Genomic DNA, 20,145 nt, shown 5'->3' with positions numbered 1-20,145 from the left:
AGCCTCTCTGGGGTCAGGCCAGATTTGCCGCACAATTTGCCACACATTATGCGGCACACGATTTTCTTAAGTCGTTGATATGTAGAGATTATTTGGAGTATAGATTTGGCTCTGGCGGACTTCGGCTCCGCCACCTCGCCCCCTGCAGTTGAAGCGGCCCGGGACGAGGGCTTTGAAGCCGCGCCCCTCAGCACCCCCACTGTGCCGCGGGTGCCCATCGAAGCTGTCGTGGCGCAGGGATCTGGAACAATCAGAGGCCTCTGGCTGCGCCCGTGGCAGGCGTGGACGGTCTTGGCCTGCGCGGTGGCAGGCGAGATCCAACACTTGCTGGATCAGAACAGGATCGAGTCCGCCGCATCCTCCGCGCTCAGCTTTGGCGGGGCGTCGGCCGAAGGTGCAGAGCTGCCTGTCAGGGCGCTGTGGACGATCCGCTCACGCTCCATCGTGTAAATCGGCTCGAAACGGCCCAGTCCAGTCAGATCCTCCGCCCCCGCCGGGGCGGTCGCTACCGCCATCGCCCGCAAGTCCCCTTGCGTGGCGCGAACGCGCGCAACGGCAGACCGGCATCGTCGCACCGCCTCGACCAGCATCGCGGCAGCCTCAGCGGCGCTGTCGCGCATCTGCGTCAGTCTGGACAGCGCGGCATCCGCCGTATCCAGCGCGCCGGCACAGGTGGCCATCGCGTTGCGGAACTCTGCCGCAGAGGCGACCGTGGCCGCGACCCGGGCACTGTCGAAACCCTCTGACAGGTTGCCGATCGCCCGGCGGCACACGACCGACTGGCGACCCGCGACAACGGCGCTGGCATGGACTGCCTCGGCCAGCACGCCCAATGCCGCGCGGGCCGGCCCCGAGCGGGCGGTCAGCAGCGTTGCGTTTATGGCGGCATGTTTGATCGAAGCAGCGCTGCGCCCAAGTCCAGCAAAGCGCGATTCGGCCGCGCCGATGCTGGCGCTGATCGCATCCGCGGCGGCCGCCACCTTGTCGAGCGCGGCAACCATCTCGGCCTCCCGGCTCTGGGCCGCCTCCATCGCGGCGCGCCGGGCGCGCACCGCGATGGCAACCGGCCCCTCGCCGCCGCCCTCGCCAAAGCCGGCCCTGAGCTGGCCGCCCAGCAATTCAAGCCGGTCCAGCGCGCCCTCTGCCGCGTCGCAGACGCCCTCGGCATCCTCGGCGATGGCGGTGATCTGAACCGCTGCGAGGGCGCGGGTTCCCGGGCCCCCATCATCCAGAATCGTCTCCACATGTGCCAGGCGCTGCGCGAACTCGTCTGCGAACTGAACGCCCGCGATCAGCGCCTTGGTCTCACGCCGGGCGGTGTCGGCCGCGTCCCGCGCCTCGCCCGCCAGGCGGGTTCGCAAGGCGGCGGTCTCGCACGCCGTTTCGTTGGCCGACGGGTCACTGGCGTCAAGTGCGGCGACCGACTGGTTAAGCGCGCGAAGCGCCAGCGCAGCCGCCTCCCGCGCCTGCAGGCGGCTGTCGGTCACGGCGCAGACGCCTTCATCCAGGGCACGCGCATCTGCGGCCAGGCCTTCGATAAAGCTGCGAAGGGTGCGGATATAATCCTCCAGCCCCGGCGCATTCAACGACCGCGCCGTGATCAGGGTCAGCGAAGACACGGCGCCCAGCGCGCGGGCTTCGCCGTCAATCCGGCTGAGGGCATCGCGCGCCTCGGCCGCCGCCGCCCCATAGCCCGTGGTGACCGGCACGTCCGTGCCAAGCAGATCGATCAGCCCGCGCGCGGCACCCAGCACCGCGGCGGCAGGGTCGGGCGCGGTGCTGTCTGTGTTGAGAAGCGCGGCCAATTCGTTGGTCTGCCGCAACAGGCCACCCACCCCGCGCTGCACGTCACCCAGACGATCTGCAAGTGCCTCGAAGGCCACTCCACATGCGGCGCGCACCTCCTGCGTCGCATCCCTGGCCGTTCTGGTGATCTGTATGTTCATGAATCCCGCACCTGTCCCACGGCCGCAGCATCGCCCGGAAAACGGTAAGAAATCGTAACGGCCAGACAGTGCCCTGAACCCGGGCCGCCGTTATCCGCTTCTCAAGGAATCAAGGCCTAGATGGCGCCAAAAGGAGAGCGGCATGACAGACACGATTGCACCGATGGCCGGCGATTCCTGGCTGATAAAGGGCGATGCAGATGTGCAGGCGGCCCCGGGGATACTTGCCTCGCTGCTGCTGTCACTTGATGCGTCAGGGCCGGACGCGCCGGTCATGCTGGACCTGACCAGCACCCCCCCGACGGCCCCAGCCATACAGCTTTTGCAGGCCGCCCGGCGCTCTCTTGAAAACCGCGGCGCTTTCGCCGGCTTCGGTCCGCTTGCGGCAGGCCTTCCCCTCGTCTGACGCGTCGCGGCAGCCCTTTCCGTCGTCTGACATCTCGAAAGCCGTTCCTGGAGAACCTGATGAGCCGAACCGTTCTGACTGTAGATGACAGCAAGGCGATCCGCGACATGGTCGCGTTCACGTTGGAGCCGGAGGGCTACCGCGTCATCGGGGCCGCCGATGGGGCAGAGGGCCTGACGCGCTTCAAGTCCGAGGCCGTCAGCCTCGTGATCACCGATCTGAACATGCCGGTGATGAACGGCATCGAGATGATCCGCAAGCTTCGGGCCGAACCGAAAGGCTCGGGCGTCCCCATCGTGATGCTGACGACCGAGACGAAGCCGGAAATGAAGGCCGAGGGCAAGGCCGCCGGGGCGACGGGCTGGATCAGCAAGCCGTTCGACGCCGACACATTGGTGGCCGTGGCCAAGAAGCTGGCGGGCTGAGACATGGAAGAGATCAATCCCGCCATCGCCACCTTTGTGCAAGAAGCCCGCGAACAGCTTGAGGGGCTCGAAGGTCTGCTGCTGGATCTGGAGCGGGGAACAGAGCCCGGCCAGATGGATCTGGTTCAGGTCGATGCCGTCTTTCGCACCTTGCACACGATCAAGGGCTCGGGCGCCATGTTCGGGTTCAGCACCCTCGCGCAGTTCACCCATCATTTCGAAGAGGCCTTCGACAGGGTTCGCGAGGGGCGGCTGGCCATTGATCAGCGCCTGATCGACCTCTCGCTGCGCGCCCGCGACCACATGACAGCCCTGCTCGACAGCGGCAGCGACGGCCCCGCGGCGGATGAGCTGGCCGCGGGGCAAGAGGCGGCGGATCTGCTGGCCGGCCTTGCCGCCATCACCGGCGAGGCGGCCCCGAGCGGCACAGCAGCCCCCGATGCGGACACATCGAACGTGATCAGCATCGCGCGGATGCGGCGCTGGTCGATCCTGTTCCGGCCAGAGCCGAGCGCGCTGCGCAACGGCATGCGGCCCGACCTGCTGATGGCCGAACTCGCCGGGTTCGGCACCATCGACATGGCTGTCGATGTCTCGGCGGTGCCACCGCTCGAGGATCTGGCTGCCGACGAATGCCTGCTCGCCTGGCGATGCACGCTGGAAACCAACAAGCCGCGCAGCGCCATCGAGGCGGTGTTCATCTTTGCCGACGATGCCCTGCTGGAGATCGAAGAGATCGGCGGCGACGCGGCTGACGCTCAGGCCGCCGCAGCCGTAGCAGCCCCCGCGGCGCGGCAGGCGGCCAGACCCGCGGCCAATTCCCCCGGTGAAAGCGTTCGGGTTCCCGCCGCGAAACTCGACGAGATCATGGATCAGCTTGGCGAGCTGGTCATCGTGCAGGCGCGGCTCAACCAGATCGCTGGCGCCCGCGGGGATGCCGAGCTGGAAAGCGTGGCCGAGGAGGTGGAGCGGCTGGTGACTGGCCTCCGAGACGCCACGCTGTCGGTGCGGATGATGCCGATCGAGGCGGTGTTCGGCAAGTTCCGGCGCGTCGTGCGCGATCTTTCTGCCGAACTGAGCAAGGACGTTGCCCTGATCACCGAAGGCGGCGAGACCGAGATCGACAAGAACGTCATCGACCGCCTGTCCGAACCGCTGGTGCACATGATCCGGAACAGCATGGACCACGGGCTGGAGGATGCCGACCGCCGCCGCACCGCAGGCAAACCGGCCCGCGGCACCGTGCGCCTGTCCGCCCGGCAAGAGGGCGGCGAAGTGCTGATCGCCATCGAGGATGACGGCGCCGGCCTTGATGCCGAAGCAATCCGCGCCAAAGCGGTGGAGCGCGGGCTGCTGGCCCCCGATGCACAGCCCACGACGACGGAACTCCACCAGTTGATCTTCGCGCCGGGATTCTCGACGGCAAAGGCGCTGTCCTCGGTATCTGGCCGTGGCGTTGGGATGGACGCGGTCCGCTCCACAGTTGACGCCTTGCGCGGCTCGGTGGAGGTGATGTCGCATCCGGGGCGCGGCACCCGCGTGACGCTGCGGCTGCCGGTGACGCTGGCGATCATCGACGGGCTGCTGGTGCGTCTCGGCGAGGCGGTTTTCGTCATCCCGCTGTCGGTGGTGGAGGAATGCGTGGAGATGGAGGTCGCCGAACGGCGGCGCGAGTCGGGCCGCACCATCCTTCAGATCCGCGAGCACCTCGTTCCGTTCCTCGACCTCGATGACGTGTTCTCCCGCCCGCCCAGCACCGAGCCGCGGCGCCGGGTGGTCATCATCAAGGCGGACGGCGCACGCATCGGCCTCGTGGTCGATGACATCCTTGGCCAGAACCAGACCGTCATCAAGACACTCAGCGTCTATCACCGCGATGTGCAGGGCTTTGCCGGGGCAACGATCCTCGGCGATGGCGGCGTGGCGCTCATCATCGATGTCGCGATGCTCGCGCGCCGGGCGCAGGCCGAGCGTGCCGCCATCCGCCCGGTTGCATGAAGGAGACCGCCTTGCCACAGACCGCCCTGACCAAGACCCTCGCAGAGACGGCGCATGGACTGCGCCGCCCGCCTGGCATCCCGGATATGGTGCTGATCTTCACCCTGTCCGGCGAGGCTTTCGCCATTTCGGTCAGCGCCGTGCACGAGATCCTCGACCCGATCCCGGCCACGTGCGTGCCCAACGCCTCTGCCTTCGCGCCCGGGCTGATCAACGTCCGCGGCGCCATCGCCCCGCTCATCGATGTGCGTCAGCGGCTGCGGATGCCCCCCGCCACGTCCAGTGCGGAGGCCAGGGTGATCGTGCTGGAGCTGCCGGTCGGCGGCGCGCCGACCCGCCTCGCCATTCTCGCCGACGGAGTGGAGGAGGTCATCGAAGCCGACCTTGCCGCGCTGGAAGCCGTGCCAGAGCTCGGCGCCCGCTGGCCCGAGCAATTCGTCAAGGGAGTCGCCCATCGCGGCGATGGCCTCGTCATCCTCCTCGATACCGAAACCCTGTTCCGTCCAGATCCTTCGACCGGCCACGAACGGCCACCCCAAGCGTGAACTGACCCGACACTCCGGCGCTCTGATGCAGGCCGCCAAACCGCAGGCGAATTGATCGTGCTGCAGACCAATTACGAAAGGAAATACGGTGACCGTCTCCCTGAAGGCGAAATTCGCCGCCGCGTTCGGCGCGCTCCTGCTGCTCATAGCCACTCTCGGCGCCGTGGCGATCACGAAGATGGGCGCCATCGACCATCGCACGACCGAGATCACGACAAACTGGATGCCGAGCATTGATACGGTCCACAAGCTCAATACGGCCACGTCGGATTTCCGTGTGCTGCAGAGCCAGCATGTCATCACCACCGATGTCGCGCAGATGCGCGAGGTCGAGAAACAATTGGACATGGTCGAGGCCACACTTGTCACGTTGCGCGCCGATTACGAGGCGCTGATCTCGTCGGAACAGGAGCGCGCGCTTTACGCCACCTTCGTGCGAAGCTTCGATCTCTACCTCGACGCCGCCAAGCGCACCCTCGACTTCTCGCGCCGGAATGAGAATGAAGCCGCCACGCGCGCCCTGATCGACAGCAAGACGCTCTTTGACGAGTTCTCGGGGCACCTTTCGGAATTGGTGAACCTGAACGTGCAGGGTGGAGAGGCGGCTAGCGAAGAAGCGCATACGACCTACTTTGGCGCGCGGACGCTGGCGCTCGGCGTGATCGCCGCCGCCCTCGTCATCGGCCTTTCGACGGCCGTTTACCTGACCCGCAGCGTCCTGCGCTCGCTCGGCGGCGAGCCGGATTATGCGCAGCGCGTGATCCGCTCCATCGCCGCCGGCGACCTGACCATAGAGGTCAAGGTCCGCGACGGCGACGACGAAAGCCTTCTGGCGGCGGCCCGCGCCATGACCCTGAAGCTGCGCGACGTCATGTCGAATGCCAATGTCAGCGCGAATGGCGTGGCCGAAGGAGCGCAGGCGATGTCGGCGACGGCAGAGCAGCTCAGCGAGGGTTCGACCGAACAGGCGGCTGCGGCAGAGCAGGCCTCTGCCAGCATGGAGGAGATGTCAGCCAATATCCGCCAGTCGGCCGACAATGCCGCGCAGACCGAGAAGATCGCGACCCAGTCGGCGAAAGAGGCCGCCGACAGCGGAAAGGCCGTGGACGAGGCGGTGCGCGCCATGAAGACCATTGCCGAAAAGATCAACATCATCCAGGAAATCGCCCGGCAGACCGACCTTCTGGCGCTCAACGCGGCTGTCGAAGCGGCACGCGCCGGCCAGCACGGCAAGGGCTTCGCCGTGGTCGCCTCGGAAGTGCGCAAGCTGGCCGAGCGCAGCCAGCAGGCGGCCGGCGAAATCAGCGAGCTGTCCGGCAAGACCGTCGAGGTCAGCCAGAAGGCCGGCGAAATGCTGGCGGCGCTGGTGCCCTCGATCCAGCGCACCGCCGATCTTGTGCAAGAGATCAGTGCCGCCACGCGCGAGCAGAATGTCGGCGCAGAGCAGATCAACGAGGCGATCCGCGAGCTTGATACCGTGATCCAGCAGAACGCCTCGGCCTCGACCGAAGCCGCAAGCGTCTCGGAACAGCTGGCCTCGCAATCCGAGCAGCTGCGCGGTGTGATCAGCTTCTTCCGCTTGGGCGATGACGATCATGCCCGCCGCGCGTCGGCGGCGCGGACCCCGGCGAAAAGCACCACCAAGCCGGTTGCCCATATCCGCAGCAAGCGCAGCGCCGGCAAGGCGGCGCCGGCAGCACATGCCCCGGCAGCGGGCAGCATGAATGGCGGCATGAACGGCCACGCCCAAGGCATGAACGGCAAGGCAAACGGCGTGGCGCTGGATCTGGGCGGCGACATGTCCGACACCGACTTCGTCCGCTACTGAGGCTCGCAGCCGGGGCGGCCCGCGCCGCCCCGCTTCCCCGTGCGGCTTTTGCCGCCATTCCCGAACCCAAGAGGGCGCGATGACTGCAACTGCCGCACTGGCCGATCCCTGGTCCCCCGAGGACTCCGAGATCGCTGCCGAACCGCAGACCTACGTCACCTTTGAGCTGTCGGGGCAGGTCTTCGCCGTGGCGGTGGCCCATGTCCGCGAAATCCTGGATCTGCAGCCTATTGCCCGGCTTCCGAATGCGCCATCCGACCTTCTGGGCATGATCGATGTGCGCGGCGAGGGCATTGCCGTGATCGACCTGGCCGCGCGGCTCGGCCTGCGGGGCGGGCTCGAGGTCGAGGAGGGCCGCATCGTGGTGTTCGAGTTCGGCGCGGGCGGCTCCATCGCCGTCGGCGTGATCGCCGACCGTGTGCTGAGCGTGGTCGAGATCCATGACGGCGAGATCGAGACGGCGCCAAGTGCCCTGACCCGCTGGGATGCCTCGGTCCTGCGCGGCGTCTCGCGGGTGGCGGGGCGCCTGACGCTGCTGCTCGCGCTGGACGAGCTGTTCGGCAAGGACGCCCAGGATCCCTTCGATTTCACATGACCCCCACCCTTGCCGAACCGCCCTATCTGTCACCCGATATTGCCGCGGCGCTGGTCGCCATCGCGGTCGAGATCGGCGGAATAGCCGTCGCCCCCAGCAAGCGCGACTTCATCCAGATGCGCGTCAGCCGCCGCCTGCGCGAGATCGGCTGCGGGGATTTCGAGAGCTATCTTGCCAGCCTCAAGGGCCCCGGTGGCGATGAAGAGGCGCGGCGCCTTGTCGAAGCGCTGACCACCCACACCACCAGCTTCTTCCGCGAACGGGTCCATTACGACTGGCTCACCGCCGAGGGCCTGCCCGCACTGGTCGCGCAAGGGGCGGGCCGCGAGCGCCCGCTGACGGTCTGGAGCGCGGCCTGCTCGCTGGGCTCGGAACTGTGGAGCGCGGGCATGACCCTCGACGCGTTCGCGGCCAAGCAGCCCGGCGAATTGCGTTGGGCCCTGGTCGGCACCGACATCTCGCGCAAGATCCTGCGCCGCGCCGCCAATGCCGTGTTCACCGAGGACGAGATCTCGGGCCTGGACGAGCCGATGCGCCGGGCCTGGCTGCTGCGCTCCGCAGCGCCGCAGAAGGGCCGCACCCTCTACCGCATCGCGCCGGAACTGCGCGGCCGCGCGCGGCTGGCCTGGGCAAACCTGGTGGACCTCGACCCGCGGATGTCACTGACGGCGGATGTCGCCTTCCTGCGCAACGTCCTGATCTACTTTCGGCCCGACGATCAGCGCCGCGCCGTGGCCAATGTCCTCGGCCGCCTGCGGACCGGCGGCTATCTGCTGACCGGCCATTCCGAAAGCCTCTCCGAGCCACCTGCAGGCCTACGGCAGGTGCGGACCTCGGTTTATCAAAAGGTGTAACTCCATGTTGGACCCTTCAAAGCCGCGCAAGCTTCGCGTCCTGATCGTCGATGACAGCGCAGTGGTGCGGCAGGCGATGGCCGAGATCATCGCCTCCGACCCCGAGTTGGAGGTGATGGGCACAGCCGGCGATCCCTTCGTCGCCGCCCAGCGCATCCGCGCCGAAAAACCAGACGTGATCACGCTGGACGTGGAAATGCCGCGGATGGACGGCGTCACCTTCCTGCGCAAGCTCATGAGCCAGCATCCGATCCCGGTGGTCATGTGCAGCTCGCTGGTCGGCGACAACACCGAAACGCTGGCGGCGGCGCTGGCCGCCGGCGCGGTGGATGTGATCTGCAAGCCGCAGATGGGCGTGAAGGGCTTCCTCGAAGACAGCCGGATCGAGATCTGCGACGCGGTGAAGGCGGCAGCGCAGGCGCGCCTGTCGGCGATGCGCCCGCGGCTGATCGAGGCGAAGCTGACGGCCGATGCTGTGCTGCCGCCCCCGAATGTCGGCGCGATGATCAAGACCACCGAAATAATCATCGCCGTCGGCGCCTCCACCGGCGGGACCGAGGCGTTGAAGCTGTTCCTGACCCAGATGCCGCTGGACTGCCCGCCCATCGTGATCGTGCAGCACATGCCGGAACTCTTCACCGCCGCCTTCGCCCGCCGGCTGGACGGCGAATGCGGCGTCACCGTCAAGGAAGCGCGCGACGGCGACCGGCTGCTGCGCGGCCATGCCCTGATCGCGCCGGGCGCGAAGCACACCCTGCTCAAACGCAGTGGCGCCTCCTACAGCGTCGAGGTGCGCGATGGCCCGCTGGTCTCGCGCCACCGCCCCTCGGTCGATGTGCTGTTCCGGTCGGTCGCGCGCTATGCGGGGCGGAATGCCATCGGCATCATCATGACGGGCATGGGCGATGACGGCGCAAAGGGCCTGAAGGAAATGCGCGACGCCGGCGCCCGGACGCTGGGCCAGGATCATGACACTTGCGTCGTCTATGGAATGCCGAAGGAGGCGATGCGCATGGGCGCAGTCGAGGATGAGGTGCCGCTGGAACGCCTCGCCCCCGCCGCCCTGCGACTGGCCGGCGCGGCGCGGCCGCACTAGCCTCGGCCGACGACCGGCCCGAGAAAATCTTGCCAAATCCGGGCCGGTCGGCGGGGGCCTGCGCCGGTCTTCCCCCGGCTACGTGGAGCGACCGGAGATCGGGCCACATCGGGCTCTCCGCGCGTCACGGTCTCCGCCCACGGCGTACGCAGTGCCCGAGGCAACCGTTTGCAAGGTGCCGCCCCACCCAATTTAGACGAACCGGATCGCGAACAGCGGACCTCCAGCGCCGGCTCTTCCCGGAAGCGCTTGGCCTGCCATCCCGCCGCCGCCGCTTCCCGAAGCCGCCGTCTCACCCCGCACGGGCTTGACGTCCATGCTTTCTGAAATCTCCCGAATGACCCCAGCAGTCGGGAGAATGCCACTACCGCGCCGCATCGACGGTCGATCAGCCTCAGGAGCGGAACGACCGCGCCCCCACCCGCCCATTCGCGGAACCGCACCACCCACCCAGATGGTCCGTTTCGCCGCCGCGCAGGATCTGAACGGTCAGGCGGAGCTCATCTATGCCCCCGAAGGTTTTCTGGCCGAGCTCCTCTTCCCCTTCCCGCCCACCGCGGGAGTTCCGATGCCCGAAATCCGCCCCCCAACCGCGACCGCCCCGCCGACGGTGATCATCGTCGAGGTACTAGCGGTGAGGTGAGGTAACGGGAGCGGCCTAGGCGTGAGAAGCCACGCCGGCGTTGGTTTCACATGTAAGTTGGAAGTGGTGGCGAGGGGGGGACTCGAACCCCCGACCCCGTGATTATGAGTCACGTGCTCTAACCAGCTGAGCTACCTAGCCAATGGGGCGCTTGCTAGTGAAGCCGCGCTGTGGCGTCAAGGGGAAAACGGCGCGGCCTTGCCGGGGCTGCCACGCCCCCCGTGCCGATTTGCGCTTTGCCCCCCGGCCGCATCGGCGGTATCAGCAAGGGAGCCGTCGCCACCGGGAGCCTTTCATGCAACTGTTGCCCCTGACCCGTGACCTCGTGCTGATCGGCGGCGGCCATGCCCATGCGCTGGTGCTGCGGATGTGGGCGATGGAGCCGCTGCCCGGGGTGCGCGTCACGCTGATCTCGCCGGACCCGAGCGCCGCCTATTCGGGGATGCTGCCCGGCCATATCGCCGGGCACTACTCCCGCGCCGCGCTGCAGATGGATCTGGTGCAACTGGCCCGCCATGCCGGCGCGCGGCTGATTCTTGGCCGGGCCGAGGGGATCGACCGCGCCAAAGGGCATGTGCTTGTGCCCGGCCGTCCCCCGGTCGGCTATGACATCTGCTCCCTCGACATCGGCATCACCTCCGACATGCCATCGCTGCCTGGCTTTGCCGAACATGCCCACCCGGCCAAACCGCTGGATGCCTTCGCCGATGCGTGGGAGGCGTTCGCGGCGCAGAAAGGCCCGCGGCAGGTCGCCGTCATCGGCGCCGGCGTGGCGGGGGTGGAGCTGGCCCTCGCCGCCGCGCACCGCCTTGGCCCGGGGGCCGAGGTCACACTGATCGAGGCCGGCCCGCAGGCCCTGCCCCTGCTGGGGGCCGGGGCCCGCGCCCGGCTGCTGGCGCATCTAAAGCGGCTGGGGGTCACGCTGCTGACCGGCAGCCCCGCCGCCTCGGTCGAACCGGATGCCGTGCTGCTGGCCGATGGCCGCCGCGTCCCGTCTGCCTTCACCCTCGGCGCGGCGGGTACTCAACCGCAAGGCTGGCTCGCCCAGACCGGCCTGCACCTGACCGGCGGCTTCGTCACCGTCGGCCCCACCCTGCAATCCATCACCGACCCCGCGATCTTCGCCGCCGGCGATATCGCCCATCTGTCGCACGCCCCCCGTCCCAAGGCCGGGGTCTTCGCGGTGCGCGAGGCACCGATCCTGCTGCACAACCTGCGCAAGGTGCTGGCCGGCCGCCGCGGGCTGCGCAGCTACCGCCCGCAACGCGATTATCTCAAGCTCATCTCGGCCGGCAGCCGCCATGCGGTGGCGGACAAGTTCGGCCTGCCGTTGAACGGGGCCTGGCTCTGGCACTGGAAAGACCGGATCGACCGGCGCTTCATGGCGATGTTCCACAACCTGCCGCCGATGCCCGCCCCGCCGGTGCCGGCCCGGGTGGCAGCCGGGGTCAGCGACCTGCTGGCTGGCGGCAAGCCGCTCTGCGGCGGGTGCGGGGCCAAGGTCGGGCAGGCCGATCTGCGCGCGGCCCTCGCGGGCCTTCCCGCCCCGCGCCGCGCCGATGTCCTCTCGGGCCCCGGCGATGATGCGGCGGTGCTGGCCCATGGCGCCGCAAGTCAGGTCATCACCACCGACCATCTGCGCGCCTTCACCGAGGATCCGTGGCTGCTGGCACGGATCACCGCCCATCACGCCATGGGCGATATCTGGGCCATGGGCGCGCGCCCGCAAGCCGCACTGGCGCAGGTGATCTTGCCGCGCATGTCGCCCGACCTGCAGGCCCGCACCCTGGCCGAGATCATGGCCGCGGCCTCCGAGGCTTTCGGCGCGGCGGGGGCCGATATCGTCGGCGGCCATACCAGCCTTGGGGCAGAGCTGACCGTGGGCTTCACCGTCACCGGCCTGACGGAGGCGGAGCCCATCGGCCAGTCCGGCGCCCGCCCCGGTGATGCGCTGATCCTGACGCGGCCCATCGGCACCGGTGTGATCCTGGCCGCGGAAATGCAGTGCGCCGCCCCGGGCCCCGTGGTCGCGGGCGCGCTGGCGCAGATGGCCCGCCCGCAAGCCGCGGCGGCGGCGCTGCTGGCCCCCCATGCCCATGCGATGACCGATGTCACCGGCTTCGGCCTGGCCGGGCATCTGGTGGGAATGCTCGAAGCCTCGGATGTCGCCGCCCGGATCAGCTTTGCCGCGGTGCCGGTTCTGCCGGGGGCCGAAGCACTGGCGGCGGCCGGCCACGGCTCCACCCTGCTGCCGATGAACCGGGCGGTGGCCGGGCGCATGGTCTTCCCCAAGGGCTGGCAGGCCGATCTGCTGTTCGATCCGCAGACGGCGGGCGGCCTGCTGGCGGCGGTGCCGGGTGGTCAGGCCGAGGCGCTGCTGGCAGCCTTGCAAGCGGCCGGGGAGCCGGCGGCGATCATCGGCTATATCGAGCCCGGCGTGCCCTGTCTTATCGTGGAATAAGCTCGCTCACCGCCGCCAGTACCGCATCGGTCAGCCGGTCCAGCCCTTCGGAATCCAGCGCCGCGGCCTGCACCACCCGCTCCCGCTCCGGCCCATGCTTGGCGCGGCCCTTGCCATAGCGCGGGTCGTAATGCGCGGCCATCAACTCGCCCGCCAGCGGCGCGAAGGCGCCGGCCCCGGCCATCCCCTGCCAGCGCTCGATCACCTCGCGGGCATGGAAGGGGCGCAGCTTGTCGACCACGGCGGCCAGCGCCGCCGCGTCCGCCGTCAGGTCGGCATAGGCCGCCGCCAGATAGCCCGCCCGCGCCCCCAGCGGAGCCTCAATCGTCACCCGCGGCGCCGCCACCATCGCCAGCCACAGCGACTTGGGCACCGTCACCCGGCCGATGCGATTGGACTCCGCCTCCACCAGCACCGGCCGCGCAGGGTCGATTCCCGCCAGCGCCACCGCCAGCCGCCCCTCGAACGCCTTTTGGGAAGGCTGCCCGCCCGGCATCGCCCCGAACAGCGACCCGCGATGGTTCGCGAGCCCCTCGAGGTCGATCACCTGCGCCCCCCGCGCCGCCGCGCGGGCCAGCACCTCGGTCTTGGCGCTGCCGGTATTGCCGTCCAGCACCACCACCGGCGCGGTGAAGGGCAGATCGTGGGTGATGTCCACCACCAGCCGCCGCCAGGTCTTGTAGCCGCCGACGATTGTGTCGCTGCGCCAGCCCACCTGCGCGAGGATGGTTGAGAACGATCCCGACCGCTGCCCCCCGCGCCAGCAATAGACCAAGGGCCGCCAACCGCCGCCCTTGTCCGCCAGCGCCCCTTCCAGATGCGCGGCGGCATTCCGCGCCACCAGCGCCGCGCCGATCTTGCGCGCCAGAAACGGCGATTGCTGCTTGTAGATGGTGCCGACGCGGGCGCGTTCTTCGTCATCCAGCACCGGCAGGCTGATCGCGCCCGGCACATGATCCTCGGCATATTCGGCCGGGGAGCGGACGTCGATGATCGCATCGACGCCAAGGCGTGCAAGGTCGGGGATAGAGGCAAGGGTTACCGGCATCGCCCAGCCTTAGCGCAGCGCATCCAGCACCGCCAGCGGCGGCTTAATAGACCGCCACCGGCGTTCCCAGCGGCACCCGCTGATACAGGTCGATGACATGCGAGTTGACCATGCGGATGCAGCCGTTCGACACGGCGCTTCCGATGGATTGCGGCTCTGTCGTGCCATGGATGCGGATCGCCGTGTCCTGCCCGTTCTGGTACAGGTACAGCGCCCGCGCGCCCAAGGGGTTGGTCGGCCCGCCCGGCATCCCGTCGGCATATTTGGCGTAATGCCCCGGGCTGCGCTCGATCATCTCGGGCGTCGGGCGCCAGCTCGGCCATTCGACCTTGCGCGCCACCTCGGCCATGCCGCGGAATTTCAGCTCGTCACGCCCCACCGCCACGCCATAGCGGATGGCCACGCCGGGCCGGTCGATGAAATAGAGGTAGAATTGGTCCGACAGGATGGTGATCGATCCCACCGCCATGTCTTTGCGCACCCGCACCTCTTGCGGCATGAATTGCGGCGCGATCACCAGCGGCGCTTCAGTCGCGGCGCGGAGCGGCAGGGCAGCAAGCGCGGCCCCGGCGGCGATACCGCCCAGCAGGGTACGGCGGGCGATGGTAGGCATGGTCATCGGATTATCCCTCTGAGATGGCGAGACTGTAGCAAACGCCCCCCTCATCGCACAAGTTCCGGGAATCCTTACTGGAACGCGCAGCCCGCCTTCACGCCCAGCTTGCGGAACAGGATCGCGGCCGGGCAAAACCCGGTGAAAGCCGATTGCAGCAGATTCAACCCGATGAACACGGTGAACCACATGAACAGCGGCGAGACGAGCGCCGTCAGCAGCACGCTCAGCAGGGTCATCACGCCGGCAAAGGCCAGAACGGCACGGTCGAGGGACATCGGCAAAACTCCATGTCAGGAAAGCAGGCCCTTCGAATACAGGTGCCTCACATCAAATTCAATATATAGAATGTAATGCACTGTTCCACTGCACCCGTCGTGCTTCGACCCGAATCGGTCGCTTTGCGGCATGGCCGAACTGGTTTCCGCACAATTTGACGACAGCTTCGCACAAAAAGTCGGCATTTCCGGGCTCGCGCCACAAATCCGACACAACCCACCCCGGCGCGGCATACGCAGAGTTCACACACCGCGCCGCAGTTGCAAACCTGATCTCCGGGGCCGCCAAGGCGCCCCAACGGGATGCGGTGGGGGGAACGGGGAACCGGCACCACGCAAGATGCAACAACGATTGGCGCGGGGGCGCCCGGACTCATGGGGAGTCCGGCGGCGGGGAAGCCATGTCCTTGCGCACCATTCATAAGAGGGATGAAGACCGTCATGACCTTCAAGGCCAAGACACTTTTCAAGGCGGGCATTGCCTCGCTGCTGCTGTCCACCGCGGCCATCGCGCAGGATGACACCATCAAGGTGGGCGTCCTCCACTCGCTGTCCGGCACGATGGCGATCTCGGAAACCACGCTCAAAGACGTGATGCTGATGCTGATCGACGAGCAGAACAAGAAGGGCGGCATCAACGGCAAGATGCTGGAGGCCGTCGTGGTCGACCCAGCCTCCGACTGGCCGCTCTTTGCCGAAAAGGCGCGCGAGCTGATCGAGGCGAACGGCGTCGATGTGGTTTTCGGCTGCTGGACCTCGGTCTCGCGCAAATCGGTGCTGCCGGTGTTCGAAGAGCTGAACTCGATCCTGTTCTACCCGGTGCAGTATGAAGGCGAGGAAAGCCAGAAGAACGTCTTCTACACCGGCGCCGCCCCGAACCAGCAGGCGATCCCGGCCGTGGATTATCTGATGGCCGAGGAAGGCGTGGAACGCTGGGTGCTGGCCGGCACCGACTATGTCTACCCGCGCACCACCAACAAGATCCTCGAGGCCTACCTGATCGGCAAGGGCGTCGCCCCCGAAGACATCATGATCAACTACACGCCCTTCGGCCATTCCGACTGGCAGACGATCGTGTCCGACATCAAGACCTTCGGCTCCGCCGGCAAGAAGACCGCCGTCGTCTCCACCATCAACGGCGATGCCAACGTGCCGTTCTACAAGGAACTCGGCAACCAGGGCGTCTCGGCTGAAGACATCCCCGTCGTCGCCTTCTCGGTCGGCGAGGAAGAGCTGGCCGGCCTTGATACCACCCCGCTGGTCGGCCACCTCGCCGCCTGGAACTACTTCATGTCGGTCGACACCCCCGAGAATGCCGAGTTCATCGAGAAGTGGCAGACCTTCATCGGCAGCGAAGAGCGCGTGACCAACGACCCGATGGAAGCCCATTACATCGGCTTCAACATGTGGGTGAAGGCGGTCGAGGCGGCCGGCACAACCGACGCCGACGCGGTCATCGACGCGCTGCCCGGCATCGAGGTTCCCAACCTGACCGGCGGCACCTCGATCATGCTGCCGAACCACCACATCACCAAGCCGGTTCTGGTCGGCGAGATCCAGGATGACGGCCAGTTCGACGTGGTCTGGGAAACCGATGGTCTGGTCGAGGGCGATGCCTGGTCGGACTTCCTGCCCGAAAGCGCCGTGCTCACCTCGGACTGGGTCGAGCTGAAATGCGGCAACTACAACACCGAGACAAAGACCTGCGGCGGCGCCTCCAACTGACGCAGGCACCAGGGGCGCGATACCTGCCGGTTGGCGGTTGTCGCGCCCCGACGAATACGCAGTCGCGGGCGGCGCGGTAACGACCCGCCGCCCGTCGCTGCCCCTCCCCTTCCGGCCTCAAGGCGGATTTGCCCATGTTGTTTCTGCGCGCCTGTCTTCTGGCCCTGCTTCTGCCCATGTTTGCCGCCCCCGCCTCGGCGCAAACCCAAGACTTTGACGCTCTCGTCACCAGCCTGCCCGAAGGCAGCTACTCTGCCCGCGGCGCCGTGGTCGGCGCCATCGCCCTTACCGGCGATCCGCGCGCCGAGGCGATCCTGACCGCCCTGCTGGACGGCGCCCTCGGCGTCATCGAAACCACCGGCCAGGTCGTGATCCTCGCCCCCGCCCCCGCCGATGCGCTGGCCGGTACGCCCCTGACAGATGCCGAGGCCACATCCGCCGAGCGCATCCGCGTCAACAACGGGCTCCGCCGCGATATCCGCGCCGCGCTTGGCATCCTCACCCTGTCGGACCCCGACCCCGCCAAGCGCCTTGCCGCTGCCGATGCCGCCTTCCGCGCCCCCGACGCCGCGCAATACGAACTCCTCGACGCCGCCTTCCAGCGCGAGGAAAACCCCGCCGTCAAATCCCGCCTGGCAGAGGCCCGCGCCGTCGCCATCCTCGACGGCGACTTTCCCGATGCCGAAAAGCGCGAGGCCATCGATGTGATCGCCGATCGCGGCGATGCCGATGCCCAGCGCATCCTCACCCCCTTTGCCGCCTCGGAAGATCCCGACATCGCCGAGGCTGCCGCCGCCGCCCTCGCCTCCATCGAGCAATCGCGGATGCTCTGGGGCCAGGCGCAGAACATCTGGTACGGCCTCTCGCTCGGCTCCGTCCTGTTGCTCGCGGCTATCGGCCTCGCCATCACCTTCGGCGTGATGGGCGTCATCAACATGGCGCATGGCGAGCTGGTGATGCTGGGCGCCTACACCACCTATGCCGTGCAGGAAACCATCCGCCAGAACGCGCCGGGCCTGTTCGACTGGTCGCTGCTGATAGCGGCGCCGCTGGCCTTCCTCGTCGCCGGCGCGGTCGGCGTCGCCATCGAGCGCGGCATCGTCCGCCACCTCTATGGCCGCGCGCTGGAAACCCTGCTCGCCACCTGGGGCGTCAGCCTGATCCTGCAGCAATCCGTCCGCTCGATCTTCGGCCCCAACAACCGCGAGGTCGGCAACCCCTCCTGGATGTCGGGCAGCTTCGATGTCGGGCAGATGACCGTCACCTGGAACCGGCTCTGGATCCTCATCTTCGCGCTCGCCGTCTTCGCGGTCCTGCTCTTCGTGATGAAGCGCACCGCCGTCGGCCTGCAGATGCGCGCCGTGACCCAGAACCGCCCGATGGCGGCCAGCATGGGCATCCGCACCAACTGGGTCGATGCGCTGACCTTCGGCCTTGGCGCCGGCATTGCCGGGCTCGCCGGCGTCGCGCTCAGCCAGATCGACAATGTCAGCCCCAACCTCGGCCAAAGCTACATCGTCGACAGTTTCATGGTCGTGGTCTTCGGCGGCGCCGGCAATATCTGGGGCACGCTGGCTGGCGCCTTTAGCCTCGGCATCGTCAACAAGTTCCTGGAACCCTATGCCGGCGCGGTGCTGGCCAAGATCATCGTGCTCGTCGCCATCATCCTCTTCATCCAGAAACGCCCCCGCGGTCTCTTCGCCGTCAAGGGCCGCGCGGTCGAGGGCTGACCCGGATGCCCGCATTTCCCCTCTGCCGTTCGCTGCTGTCGATGCCGCTACCGCCCGGCCTGCTGACGCCGCCGCCTGCACCGCCTGCCGAGCCCGCCCCAAAGGACCCCAGCGCATGACCTCTCTCATCGACCGCCGCATGGGCATCTTCCTGGCCGGCCTCTTCGTGCTGACAGTGGCCGTGCCCATCGGCAACCTCGCCTTCGACGGCAAGGTGGTGCCCAGCTACATCGTCTCGTTGCTCGGCAAATACCTTTGCTACGCGCTGCTGGCGGTGGCGCTGGATATGGTCTGGGGCTTCTGCGGCATCCTCAGCCTCGGTCACGGCGCCTTCTTCGCCCTTGGCGGCTACGCCATGGGAATGCACCTGATGCGCGAGATCGGCGACCGCGGCGTCTATGCCAATCCCGACCTGCCCGATTTCATGGTCTTCCTCAGCTGGGACGAACTCCCGTGGTTCTGGATGGGCTTTGACAATTTCTGGTTCGCCTCGCTGATGGTGATGCTGGTCCCCGGCGCGCTGGCCTTCCTCTTCGGCTGGTTCGCCTTCCGCAGCCGCGTCACCGGCGTCTACCTGTCGATCATCACCCAGGCGATGACCTACGCCCTGCAACTCGCCTTCTTCCGCAACGAGATGGGCTTTGGCGGCAATAACGGCCTGACCGACTTCAAGGATGTGCTTGGCTTCCCGATCCAGTCCGACGCCACCCGCGCCGGGCTGTTCGTCTGCACCGCGATTGCTCTGGCCCTTGGCCTGCTGATCGCCCGCGCCATCACCACATCGAAACTGGGGATGATCCTCGTCTGCATCCGCGATGCCGAAAGCCGCACCCGCTTCATGGGCTATCGGGTCGAAGGCTACAAACTCTTCATCTTCGTCGTCTCCGCCATGATGGCCGGCGTCGCCGGCGCGCTCTACACCCCGCAGGTCGGCATCATCAACCCCGGCGAATTCAGCCCCGCCAACTCCATCGAGATCGTGATCTGGGTCGCCCTCGGCGGCCGCGGCACGCTCGTCGGCGCGGCCCTCGGCGCGATCCTCGTGGCGCTGGCCAAGACCCTCTTCACCGGCTGGTTCCCCGAATTTTGGCTCTTCGCCCTCGGCGGGCTCTTCATCCTCGTCACCCTGTTCCTGCCCAAGGGCGTGCTTGGCCTGATCGAGGAGACCTTCGCCCGCAAGAAGAAGCCCGCCCCCGCATTGCAAGAGGCCAAGGCATGAGCGTCCATTTGCTTCTCGACGGCGTGAACCGCAGCTTCGACGGCTACAAGGCCATCAACGACCTCTCGCTCGCGGTGGACAAGGGCGAGCTGCGCGCCGTCATCGGCCCCAACGGCGCCGGCAAGACCACGATGATGGACATCATCACCGGCAAGACCCGGCCAGACAGCGGCGGCGTCTGGTGGAACCAGACCGTCGATCTGACCAAGATCGACGAGGCCGGTTCCGCCCGCCTCGGCATCGGCCGCAAGTTCCAGAAACCCACCGTGTTCGAAACCCACAGCGTCGAGGAGAACATCGCCCTCTCGCTCAAGGCCGAACGCTCCGTCCTCGCCACCCTCTTCCACCGCCAGACCGAGGCCGAAGCCGCCCGCATCACCGAACTGCTCGAGCTGGTGCGGCTGGAGGGCGACCGCCACCGCCCCGCCGCCGATCTCAGCCACGGGCAAAAGCAATGGCTGGAAATCGGGATGCTCCTCGCGCAAGACCCCGAGCTGCTGCTGGTCGACGAACCCGCCGCCGGCATGACCGATGCCGAAACCATGCGCACCGCCGAGCTCCTGCGCAGCCTCGCCGGCAAGCACACCGTCATCGTGGTCGAGCATGACATGGATTTCGTCCGTGCGCTGGATTGCCGCGTCACGGTCCTGCATCAGGGCCATGTCCTCACCGAAGGCTCGCTGGACCATGTGTCCGCGAATCCCGAGGTCATCGAAGTCTATCTGGGGCGCTGAC

The 20,145-nt window shown here is 67.6% G+C and carries 18 protein-coding genes and 1 tRNA gene; 14 read left to right on the top strand and 5 right to left on the bottom strand.

All coding sequences use genetic code 11. The features are described 5' to 3' along the window. Positions 1 to 332: 332 nt before the first annotated feature. Positions 333 to 1,946: a hypothetical protein gene (locus Q8S30_RS14290; RefSeq protein ID WP_305666700.1), complete on the bottom strand. Its 1,614-nt coding sequence runs from the start codon at positions 1,944 to 1,946 to the stop codon at positions 333 to 335. Between the two features lie 142 nt (positions 1,947 to 2,088). Here Q8S30_RS14290 and Q8S30_RS14285 point away from each other — a divergent pair, with 142 nt between their 5' ends. The 9 genes from Q8S30_RS14285 to Q8S30_RS14245 all read left to right on the top strand — a co-directional run bounded on the left by Q8S30_RS14285 (position 2,089) and on the right by Q8S30_RS14245 (position 10,336). Further along, positions 2,089 to 2,352, top strand: coding sequence for a hypothetical protein (locus Q8S30_RS14285; RefSeq protein ID WP_305666699.1), 264 nt, complete (start codon positions 2,089 to 2,091; stop codon positions 2,350 to 2,352). Between the two features lie 59 nt (positions 2,353 to 2,411). Beyond that, the gene (locus tag Q8S30_RS14280; RefSeq protein WP_305666698.1) at positions 2,412 to 2,777 is read left to right on the top strand and encodes a response regulator; all 366 of its coding nucleotides are present in this window, start codon (positions 2,412 to 2,414) and stop codon (positions 2,775 to 2,777) included. A gap of 3 nt (positions 2,778 to 2,780) precedes the next feature. Beyond that, complete coding sequence (locus Q8S30_RS14275) at positions 2,781 to 4,775, top strand: chemotaxis protein CheA (protein ID WP_305666697.1); 1,995 nt, start codon at positions 2,781 to 2,783, stop codon at positions 4,773 to 4,775. Positions 4,776 to 4,786: 11 nt separating this feature from the next. Beyond that, entirely contained in the window at positions 4,787 to 5,320 is a 534-nt protein-coding gene (locus Q8S30_RS14270) for a chemotaxis protein CheW (protein WP_305666696.1), read from the top strand. An 88-nt stretch (positions 5,321 to 5,408) separates the two neighbouring features. Then, a complete protein-coding gene (locus Q8S30_RS14265) occupies positions 5,409 to 7,148 on the top strand; it encodes a methyl-accepting chemotaxis protein (RefSeq protein WP_305666695.1) in 1,740 nt (579 codons plus the stop codon). A 79-nt stretch (positions 7,149 to 7,227) separates the two neighbouring features. Continuing rightward, on the top strand, positions 7,228 to 7,743 hold the full coding sequence (locus Q8S30_RS14260; protein ID WP_305666694.1) for a chemotaxis protein CheW: 516 nt from the start codon (positions 7,228 to 7,230) through the stop codon (positions 7,741 to 7,743). Beyond that, on the top strand, positions 7,740 to 8,597 hold the full coding sequence (locus Q8S30_RS14255; protein ID WP_305666693.1) for a protein-glutamate O-methyltransferase CheR: 858 nt from the start codon (positions 7,740 to 7,742) through the stop codon (positions 8,595 to 8,597). The genes Q8S30_RS14260 and Q8S30_RS14255 overlap by 4 nt, the downstream gene beginning before the upstream one ends. Before the next feature lie 4 nt (positions 8,598 to 8,601). After that, a complete protein-coding gene (locus tag Q8S30_RS14250) occupies positions 8,602 to 9,693 on the top strand; it encodes a chemotaxis response regulator protein-glutamate methylesterase (RefSeq protein ID WP_305666692.1) in 1,092 nt (363 codons plus the stop codon). 454 nt (positions 9,694 to 10,147) lie between these two features. Then, on the top strand, positions 10,148 to 10,336 hold the full coding sequence (locus Q8S30_RS14245; RefSeq protein ID WP_305666691.1) for a hypothetical protein: 189 nt from the start codon (positions 10,148 to 10,150) through the stop codon (positions 10,334 to 10,336). Positions 10,337 to 10,400: 64 nt separating this feature from the next. Here Q8S30_RS14245 and Q8S30_RS14240 read toward each other — a convergent pair. Then, positions 10,401 to 10,477 (bottom strand) — tRNA-Met (locus tag Q8S30_RS14240). A 154-nt stretch (positions 10,478 to 10,631) separates the two neighbouring features. On the opposite strand from Q8S30_RS14240, the gene selD reads away from it, so the two are divergent. Beyond that, positions 10,632 to 12,797 carry a selenide, water dikinase SelD gene (gene selD / locus Q8S30_RS14235; protein WP_305666690.1) on the top strand — a complete coding sequence of 722 codons (2,166 nt, stop codon included), beginning with the start codon at positions 10,632 to 10,634 and terminating at the stop codon, positions 12,795 to 12,797. Here selD and mnmH read toward each other — a convergent pair. The 3 genes from mnmH to Q8S30_RS14220 form a co-directional block, all read right to left on the bottom strand. After that, positions 12,784 to 13,845 carry a tRNA 2-selenouridine(34) synthase MnmH gene (gene mnmH / locus Q8S30_RS14230; RefSeq protein ID WP_305666689.1) on the bottom strand — a complete coding sequence of 354 codons (1,062 nt, stop codon included), beginning with the start codon at positions 13,843 to 13,845 and terminating at the stop codon, positions 12,784 to 12,786. The genes selD and mnmH overlap by 14 nt on opposite strands. Before the next feature lie 43 nt (positions 13,846 to 13,888). Beyond that, positions 13,889 to 14,458, bottom strand: a complete 570-nt coding sequence (locus Q8S30_RS14225; RefSeq protein ID WP_305666906.1) for a L,D-transpeptidase — start codon at positions 14,456 to 14,458, stop codon at positions 13,889 to 13,891. A gap of 74 nt (positions 14,459 to 14,532) precedes the next feature. Beyond that, entirely contained in the window at positions 14,533 to 14,736 is a 204-nt protein-coding gene (locus tag Q8S30_RS14220; RefSeq protein ID WP_305666688.1) for a DUF2892 domain-containing protein, read from the bottom strand. Positions 14,737 to 15,177: 441 nt separating this feature from the next. On the opposite strand from Q8S30_RS14220, the gene urtA reads away from it, so the two are divergent. The 4 genes from urtA to urtD all read left to right on the top strand — a co-directional run bounded on the left by urtA (position 15,178) and on the right by urtD (position 20,144). Then, a complete protein-coding gene (gene urtA / locus Q8S30_RS14215) occupies positions 15,178 to 16,461 on the top strand; it encodes an urea ABC transporter substrate-binding protein (RefSeq protein WP_371135532.1) in 1,284 nt (427 codons plus the stop codon). Positions 16,462 to 16,595: 134 nt separating this feature from the next. Then, positions 16,596 to 18,191 (top strand): urea ABC transporter permease subunit UrtB, encoded by a 1,596-nt coding sequence (gene urtB / locus Q8S30_RS14210; protein WP_305666686.1) that lies wholly within the window; start codon positions 16,596 to 16,598, stop codon positions 18,189 to 18,191. 115 nt (positions 18,192 to 18,306) lie between these two features. Further along, a complete protein-coding gene (gene urtC / locus Q8S30_RS14205) occupies positions 18,307 to 19,410 on the top strand; it encodes an urea ABC transporter permease subunit UrtC (protein ID WP_305666685.1) in 1,104 nt (367 codons plus the stop codon). Beyond that, entirely contained in the window at positions 19,407 to 20,144 is a 738-nt protein-coding gene (gene urtD, locus Q8S30_RS14200; RefSeq protein WP_305666684.1) for an urea ABC transporter ATP-binding protein UrtD, read from the top strand. The genes urtC and urtD overlap by 4 nt, the downstream gene beginning before the upstream one ends. Position 20,145 lies beyond the last annotated feature (1 nt).

The sequence above is a fragment of the Frigidibacter sp. genome, assembly GCF_030695035.1.
In the GTDB taxonomy this organism is placed as follows: domain Bacteria; phylum Pseudomonadota; class Alphaproteobacteria; order Rhodobacterales; family Rhodobacteraceae; genus Frigidibacter.
Note: the sequence above shows the minus strand (reverse complement) of the source record. Positions and strands in the feature narration are given on the sequence as shown.